This is a genomic window from Cellulophaga baltica, from assembly GCF_900102165.1.
Classification (GTDB): Bacteria; Bacteroidota; Bacteroidia; order Flavobacteriales; family Flavobacteriaceae; genus Cellulophaga; species Cellulophaga baltica.
Genome location: NZ_FNBD01000020.1, coordinates 1 through 8,398, shown reverse-complemented (window position 1 = coordinate 8,398; position 8,398 = coordinate 1). Strand labels below are relative to the sequence as shown.

Genomic DNA, 8,398 nt, shown 5'->3' with positions numbered 1-8,398 from the left:
AATATCCTACAGTAAATTCCTAAAAAAAATATCGTGAATAGCCTTTAAAAGCACCTAATAACCGATGAAATGCAAAGCTGATAAATCTGTAAGTCACCTTGCCCTATAGAATAAATTAAGTGTGTTATTTACGTTTCCTTTCTTCCCAATTTACCCGCAATAATACTGATGATCAAAATCTGGGTAGCATGAAAAATCATTAAAGGCAGCAAAATAATACCTAGAGTAGCCATGTTTCCAAATACAATTTTGGAAAAAACAGTGCCATGCACCAATGATTTTTTAGTCCCACAAAAAGTGGCGGTGATCTGATCTTTTTCCGTAAATCCTAACCGCTTAGAAATAAATTTTATTCCATAAAAAACAAGCGCAAACAGCAGTAAAATTATAGCTAACAATACAAATAAATCTACTAGAGAAACACTACTAAAGATCTGTTCTTCGAACGATGAAACAAAGCTTTTATATATAATTAGTAAAATTATTGTTTTGTCAAATAGCGTAAGTTGTTTGCTATATTTCTGAGCATACCTGCCCAAAAATCGTTGTAACAACAATCCTACTACCACTGGTAATACAATTTGACCTATTAATTGTAAATAAATGGCTGTAAAATCAAACCCAGCATCTGATGTTTGGACAAATAATCCCATCCAAAGCGGGGTCACTAAGATGCCTATAATTCCAGAGATACTAGCATTAAAGATTGCTGCAGGAATATTTCCTTTGGCTACAGAAACCATCACTACAGAAGAAGAAACTGTAGAGGGCAATGCTGCTAAAAAAAAGATAGCCAACCACAGCAATTCTTGTTCTTCCGTCTGTAAAAAGGGCCGAAACAAAAGTACTATCAATGGAAAAAACAAAAATGTGGTGGACTGAATTAACACATGTAATTTCCAATTTTTGAGTCCCTCTTTAATTTTAGTAGGGCTCAATTTTAATCCGTAGAAAAAGAAAATTAATGATATTCCTATACTACTGATAGTATTGATAGGAACAGGACTTGACGCTGTTCCCCATTGCGGAAAAACATAGGCTAACCCTATGGTACAAAGTATGGCTATAACAAATTTATCGAGCTTAATATTCACTGTTATTTAAGGCTTTATATAAAAATTAAAGATGAGGTAAAATTAGAATTTACTTCTATTTATTCCGATTTTATTTTGACCCAAATGTGAAATTAAATTTTTGCTTTTTTAGACAAATGATACGTTTTTTAAATTTCAATCCTAACACTTAGATTAAAATCTAAATTTGTTATTGCCCCGTAAAACAAATGGCTGACAACGGATCAAAAACTAAATTAACCATACACAACGATGAGAGTTCTTTATAAATGGACCTCTACTTCTTTAATTTATGGGTATATTGTAGGGATGAAATAGCAATTACCTTATTCCATTTTCAATTCTAACACAATCGTTTTAAGTGTACTAACAAATTTAGTGGGCACCATAACAAAATGAGCTAGCGTTTATTAATTGAATAAATAAGCGATACTTTAAAAATATTCTTATATTAATTGTCTAAAAAAATAACCATAAAAATATTTCCCGAAATAATTTTATATGCAGAACAACCAACCCAAACTTGATGAACCTTTAGTAAAATCTGTTCTAAAGCCATTAAGTGAGAAGTTTGAGGCTTACAAAAATTCAGTATTAAATTGTACCGCTATAGAGGCATTGACCAATTTAATGTCTTTTAATTTTTCTAAGTTATGTCACCAGTATATCAGCTATGCACATACGGAAGAGCCCGATACGCTTATTTATTCTAACGATACCTATTTATTACAATATGTCCTTTCTGAACCATTAAAGGATCTTATTATTTTGCACCGTGATGTTCTCGTACAAGTGCATATAGGAAAGCATAAAAACTTAGAACAGCAGGCAAGTGACGGCGCTTTACAACATCTTCTAGATGCCTCTAAAGAACAATTATCACAGGCCATATCTTACTTTGTGTCTAAAATAGAAATAGAAGAGAAAAGGCTACTTAAGTTTCTTGCTTCTTCTAAAAAATTAGAAGATAAAACAAGACATCACCTCTCCCCTTGGGACGTATACGCTGAGCAGTATACAACGTTGCTCGGGCAATTTTCACACATCATTTCCACTGGTATCAAAACCCAAGAAACGATAACCGCGTTCTATGAAATAAATAAACATACGAATAGTGTTATTGATCAAATTATTAAGGAGTCTGAAGTTTTATTAGACATATCAAATGCAGCAGTTTCTAAAATTGAAGCAAAAGAAGATAGTAAAGAATTGCTTTCTTGGATTGAAAGTAGTTTAACGCTTATTGATGCTACTAATTTAAATAGCAAAGAAGAGTTTTCTAGTCGTGTAGAAACTAAAATAAATAACTTAGAAGCCTACACCATACCCACAGGTACCCATCAAGGATATCTATTAGAGAAAAAAATAAACTTTAATAAAAGTGTTAAAAAATGGATGGATTATAATTTACTTCCCTTGTTAATGGACCTTTGGGATGGAAATAGTAATTTAAATAATTTTATTAAAATATCTCTATTAAACCTGAAATCTAGCTTAAAGCTAGGCAAAGAGAATGATAATTTGATTGTGTTTGATATTCAATTACAATCTTACCGAAAAATAAGAAAATCCTTGTTAGAGAATATAGAAAATCAAAAAACTATTGTCTCTCAACTCCGGGAAATGTTGACTAAAGAATTTTTAGTCAGCAACTGTTATGACAATCATGAATTTCTTGAAATCACCATTCAAAATTCTATAAACCAGTATACTTCTGAAACTACCAATGTGGTTGCCCGTCTTAAAAATGCGCTAAATACAGTTGTAGATAAGTTTAATCAAAGTTATGATAAAGTAGTATCAGAAGATCCTCTATCCAAAATAGATAGAGCTTCCAACTGTATTTCTCAGAGAATGTATAAAGAGGTAAATGCAGATTATGATACGCTATTTTTAAATAAAAAATTTATTGGCGATCTATTTTTGGTGTCTAGAACTAATCAAGAGGCCAAACTTAAAGAGGCCATTGCGCAATGGAATGAAGGATTTAATAAATCTGTTTTAGTCCTAGGTACTAGTCTTTCTGGGAAGACCACCTTTATAAATCATACAACCGAGATATTAATAGATCAGAAGACTATAAAGTTAACCCCTAATGATAGTGTCACTATTGAAGGTAGAAAATTTAAAACCACAAAAAACTTAAAAGAAGCGCTTGATGAAGTAAAGAGAAGTTCTTTTTCTAAGAGAAGAATCTTATTAATAGACGATTTAGAACTCTGGCGCGATGAGAAAAATACCTTATTAAACAATACTAGAGCGCTTATAGATTTTATCGAATCTGAGTCTGATAATGTATTGGTTATTGTAACCACAAACCCTCCCATGAGTGTACATTTAGATACTAGATGTAATTTCTCTAATGTATTTAGCACACATATTTCGGTAAATAAGTGTACTCAAGAAGAAATTTATAAAGCAATCATTATACGCCATAGCGCTACCCATAGGGCTGTAATTAACAGTAGTAATGAACCTCTAACAGAGTCTCAAATTAATGCCAACGTTACCAAACTAAGTAAAAAACTAGATTATAATATTGGCGAAGTATTACAAGCGTGGACTTATGGTACCACCGTTACAGAAGAAGGTTCTATCTTATACAAAGATTCTTATTTAAGCTTTCCTGATTTTTTTACAAAAGAAGAGAACCTGATTATTAAGTACACCTTATTATATAAATATATCAGTGAAAAAATACTGAAGGAATTTACCGGAGATTTTTACGAAAGCAATTTAAAATCTAGCTTAAAAAGACTTATTAATACCAAAGTTATTTTAAGAGATGAAACGGGCTTATTGAAGATAAACCCTGTTCTGAACCATGATATATACCAAATATTAAAATACAAAGACATCATCAACTAAATGGAAAACACCTTTATATTATATTCCTGGATAGGCTTAAGAAATCTAATTCTGTTCTTATTTTTTGGGTATTGGGCCTTAAAATTAATAGAATTCTTAATTCAAAGAATTACCCTTACGAAAAGGGTGAACAAAAAAGTATTAGCCGTTTTAAATAAAATTTTCTTACTGTATAATCCTATAAGCATCTTGCTTATTCTTTTAGGATTTATTACGATAAACTATATAGTTCATGGGCTTTTCTTATTGCTTGTTAGCGCTATAGGATACCCCTATATTCGCAATTACGTGGGCGGCGTTATTTATAAAATAAATTCTATTTTGGCAAAAGGCGTGTCTGTAACCATAAACGATACGACGGGTGAAATAAAAAAGTTCCTTCCTTTTGGAATTGTGGTGAATACTGAAAAAGGAGATTGTTTTATTAATTACACTACCATAGATACTTCTGGCTATACGGTAAATTCAAAAAATGATACCGTATTAAGACAAACCTTATTTGTAAAAACACCCTTGTCTAAATCTGAACTATTGGATTTACTTTTTGACAATCCCTTATTAAATTATAAAGAGGCCCCTGTTTTAAAAGAACTAGAGGAATCTGGGGCTTTAAAATTACAATATACCTTAGAAAAAGGAATACAAGCAGAGAGCTTGATTGCTTTTTTATCTGCCCACCAAATAGAAACAAGTTTAACTAACAACCTAATTGCCTAATGGAAATATTATCTTCTTATAATCTTATAATTGAAGTTTCTGTAATCATAATTTTATCTTTTTTATTTAATTCTATAGCTAAAAAAACTAATATTCCTGCAGTACTAATGCTTATCGTTTTAGGTGTTGGTCTACAATTCGGTTTACAATACGTAAATAGTGACGCGATTGATTTTTTTCCAATTCTAGAAATCTTAGGAATTGTGGGACTTATTATGATTGTGTTAGAAGCTGCGCTTGAATTAGAGTTGAAGCGTGAAAAATTGATGCCTATTTTAAAGTCTTTCGTGGTGGCACTTTTGGGCTTATTTCTGTCTGCTTGGATTGCGGCATTAATTCTATATCAATTTATTCCTGATATGAACATGCACTCTGCTTGGTTATACGCTACACCACTCTCGATTCTATCTAGTGCTATTATTATTCCGAGCGTAAATGAGTTAAAATCACACAAAAAAGAGTTTCATATTTACGAGAGCACCTTTTCTGATATTATAGGTATTATGATGTTTTATTTTCTAGCAGGAAAACTTAATCCAGCAGAAGACACCGGCATTGTAGGTTTCACAAGCAACCTACTACTAACCATCGTTATATCATTAATAGCTAGTTATGCAATAATTCTTATTTTTCAGAATATAAAAAGTCAGGTTAAATTATTTTTATTAATTGCTGTACTGCTTTTGCTATATGCCGTTGGTAAAAAGATGCACTTGTCGTCCCTAATCATCATTTTAATATTTGGCTTGGTTATCGCCAACATGAAGTTATTCTTCAAAGGAAAGCTGTCTAAACTCTTAGACTATAAAAAAGCGCATCATATTTATCATGAATTGCATACCATCACCGCAGAAACTGCTTTTGTTGTCCGAACCTTTTTCTTTGTTATTTTTGGACTGACCATAGCCATTACATCAATTTTCAATATTAACGTAGCCATCATAAGCTCCTTGATTATTGTATCTATCTATGCAATTAGAGCCGTCTTGATGCTCATTTTTGTTGGAAAGGATATGTTGCCACAATTATTCATTGCACCAAGAGGACTTATTACAGTGCTTTTGTTTTATGCCATTCCTGAAGAAGCTAAAGTTGAAGGTTTTGATTCTGGAATTTTATTGTTCGTAATTATAGCTACGAGTTTAATAATGACCTTCGCTATGATTTATGATAAAAGACGCTCTAATGCTGCCATTAATAAAGCTAATTTAAATAAAGTAGGTAGCACAAAATGGGTTGCACCTACGATAAAAGAAGAATAGAAAGCTATTCAGCTTATAAAAAAAGGGTTTTGATCGCAATCAAAACCCTTTTTTTGTTTACCCTATTATAGGGAAGGTAGAATATTTAAAATTCAACTTAACGCTAGTTCACAACTTCAACCGATCGTATTCCTTAGGAGGTTTTGTGATACTAAACACGTAGTACAACTATCAAACTAGTCGTATGTTTCTCATTTCTAATATTCTGAGACCGTATAAAAGACAAAAAGAATTTAATTTTTAACTTGTCTTAGCTAGGTCTACTTTTTAGTTGAATTTGACCCCTCTCATTTCATTACCTTAACTCAACATCATTTTGAATCGCCTTAGCTTTTTGATTTGAAAAGAACAGAATTTGAACATAGCGGGCACATAAAACGGATTGTCCTGCATTCCTATTTATAACCCTTTTCTATCTTCAAATCCAGAAAGAAAGTCGACTAAAAAAAGGTAATGCAAAGGACTCTAAAAAAAGTAAATGATCTAAAATATATAATCCAATTGGACTTACAGTGACCGTGTAATGCATTACGTTAGAATATAACTTTAATTTTTTTTTAAATTTTTTTACTTTTTTACTTTAAAATAACATGGACGTCTATTAACCCAACAGAGAAAAAATTAGAAAATTACCTAAACTAAAATGTATGTGAGCCACAATGAGTTGCATATAATATATTTTATAATTGATTTGTGGAGGATTAGATGCCATTTTAAAAAGCATAGTCCAACCTAATATTCCTAGTATACCGATAATAATGCCAAATAAAATAGAACCTAATGCATGTTGCAATAACGCTGTATTATACCACAAATAAGTATAAATCACTAAAAAGAATCCTCCCAAAAAAAAATGTGCTAACCAGCCTAAAATTACATACTTTAGACTTTCTTTTTCATTCAGAGAATGGCCACTCATTAATTTAGAAAGCAAAATATTCTCTCTAAATTCACAGTTTGAAATAACACTCATTATTAAGCTAAACATAGTCATAGCCCCTACGGAAGTAAATAAAGCCAATATGTAAGAAAATATATTCATGTTCATTTAAATTTAAATTATCAATAAAAACTTAATTTATGATGATTAATGCGTTGCTTGAACGGACAATATGCTTAGCATTTGCAAATGCTAAAAACAACTATTCAATTTTTTACTTGCAGTTTGCGTTATGAGGAAATTTTTCGTGATTAGGAAGATCATCCGAAAGAATTGACTGCTTCAAATATCAGGATAATCAACTAAATGCTCGCTACCGCTAGCTGCTGCAACAGAACTTGTACTTAAAATTTTATCGTATAAGAATAAGTTCTAAAATCAATCTATACTTCTTACCAGTTGTGTTTGATTTTGGTCTAGAAGCGCTTTTTAATTCATTCCTTTTAGGTTTACACTATTTCAAATTAATAACTAAAATCAAACAAACATGCCCCTTTTTAAAAGAATAATTAACGCTATTAATTTCAGTAAATATTTGAAAATTTCATAAAACACCAGAGCTTTCCACTGTCTTGACTACCAAAAACGAATTAAAACTTAAATGATTTAACAATTTTTTTTTGAGCTAAAAAGCGCTCCTTTAATTTCTGCATTTCTTCGCTCAATTTTCTTTCTACCACTTGGCATAAATCTAAGTGGTGGTAATTTTTAAATGCCCTAACCGTTTCTATTGGCACACCAGTACTTAAGCTACTTGTAGCCGAAAAAGTATGTCGCGCTTTATGAGAGATTAGGTGTTTATTTATTCCTGCGACATCCGCTATTTCCTTTAAATAGGAATTGAGCTTTTGATTAGAAATCGTCTGAAATAACCTCCCTTTTATATTTGGGATACGTTATGATTCGTATTTCTCAATAACCTGTAATACTTTTGAAATTAAAGGAATTTTAATGAGAACACGCGTCTTTTCCTTTTGAGAATAGATCCATTGTCTTCTATCTATTCCCCAACTCAAATTATCTTTGGTCAAATTCATCACATCTCCATAGCAGAGTCTCGTATAACAGTTAAAAACAAAAAAGTTATTGATAAGCTGCAATCTGGAATACTAAACTACTTGCTTTCTATAGCTACTCGTTTTTCTATGTTTAACAATTTCGCCTTCAGTGGTAATGTTTGGCTATTTCTAAAAAGACAAAAAGCCTCTGTTTTCACAGAGGCTTTTTTGTCGGGGTGGCAGGATTTGATAAAAAATCACAAACTCCTGATTAACAATATTTTAAACACTTTTAATTTTGTATGATTCACCTAATTGCACACTAAAGTCATATCAAACCATTTAAAAACAAATAATATTTGTCTTTATCTTTCTAAAGATATATAATTATGATTGAATTTAAACATTCTATTTTTATTTTCTAATGATTAGAATTTCGTCATTTGAAAATTCCATCCAAGCAAGATCATAAACATAATAATACGTTTTGCCTTTACTATTTATATGTAAGTGTGTATGGTACTTGAAAGTAAATTTCTT

At 31.1% G+C, this 8,398-nt stretch carries 5 protein-coding genes; 3 read left to right on the top strand and 2 right to left on the bottom strand.

All coding sequences use genetic code 11. From position 1 onward, the window contains the following. Positions 1–128: 128 nt before the first annotated feature. Positions 129–1,094, bottom strand: a complete 966-nt coding sequence (locus BLQ19_RS19735; RefSeq protein ID WP_074539489.1) for a bile acid:sodium symporter family protein — start codon at positions 1,092–1,094, stop codon at positions 129–131. A 480-nt stretch (positions 1,095–1,574) separates the two neighbouring features. On the opposite strand from BLQ19_RS19735, the gene BLQ19_RS19730 reads away from it, so the two are divergent. From BLQ19_RS19730 to BLQ19_RS19720, 3 genes are read left to right on the top strand one after another with little or no spacing between them, the layout of a single operon-like run. Continuing rightward, entirely contained in the window at positions 1,575–3,941 is a 2,367-nt protein-coding gene (locus BLQ19_RS19730; protein ID WP_074539488.1) for a P-loop NTPase family protein, read from the top strand. Next, positions 3,942–4,658, top strand: a complete 717-nt coding sequence (locus BLQ19_RS19725; protein ID WP_074539487.1) for a hypothetical protein — start codon at positions 3,942–3,944, stop codon at positions 4,656–4,658. Further along, positions 4,658–5,920: a cation:proton antiporter domain-containing protein gene (locus tag BLQ19_RS19720; RefSeq protein ID WP_024480480.1), complete on the top strand. Its 1,263-nt coding sequence runs from the start codon at positions 4,658–4,660 to the stop codon at positions 5,918–5,920. The genes BLQ19_RS19725 and BLQ19_RS19720 overlap by 1 nt, the downstream gene beginning before the upstream one ends. A 601-nt stretch (positions 5,921–6,521) precedes the next feature. Here BLQ19_RS19720 and BLQ19_RS19715 read toward each other — a convergent pair. Next, a complete protein-coding gene (locus tag BLQ19_RS19715) occupies positions 6,522–6,962 on the bottom strand; it encodes a hypothetical protein (RefSeq protein WP_074539486.1) in 441 nt (146 codons plus the stop codon). Positions 6,963–8,398 lie beyond the last annotated feature (1,436 nt).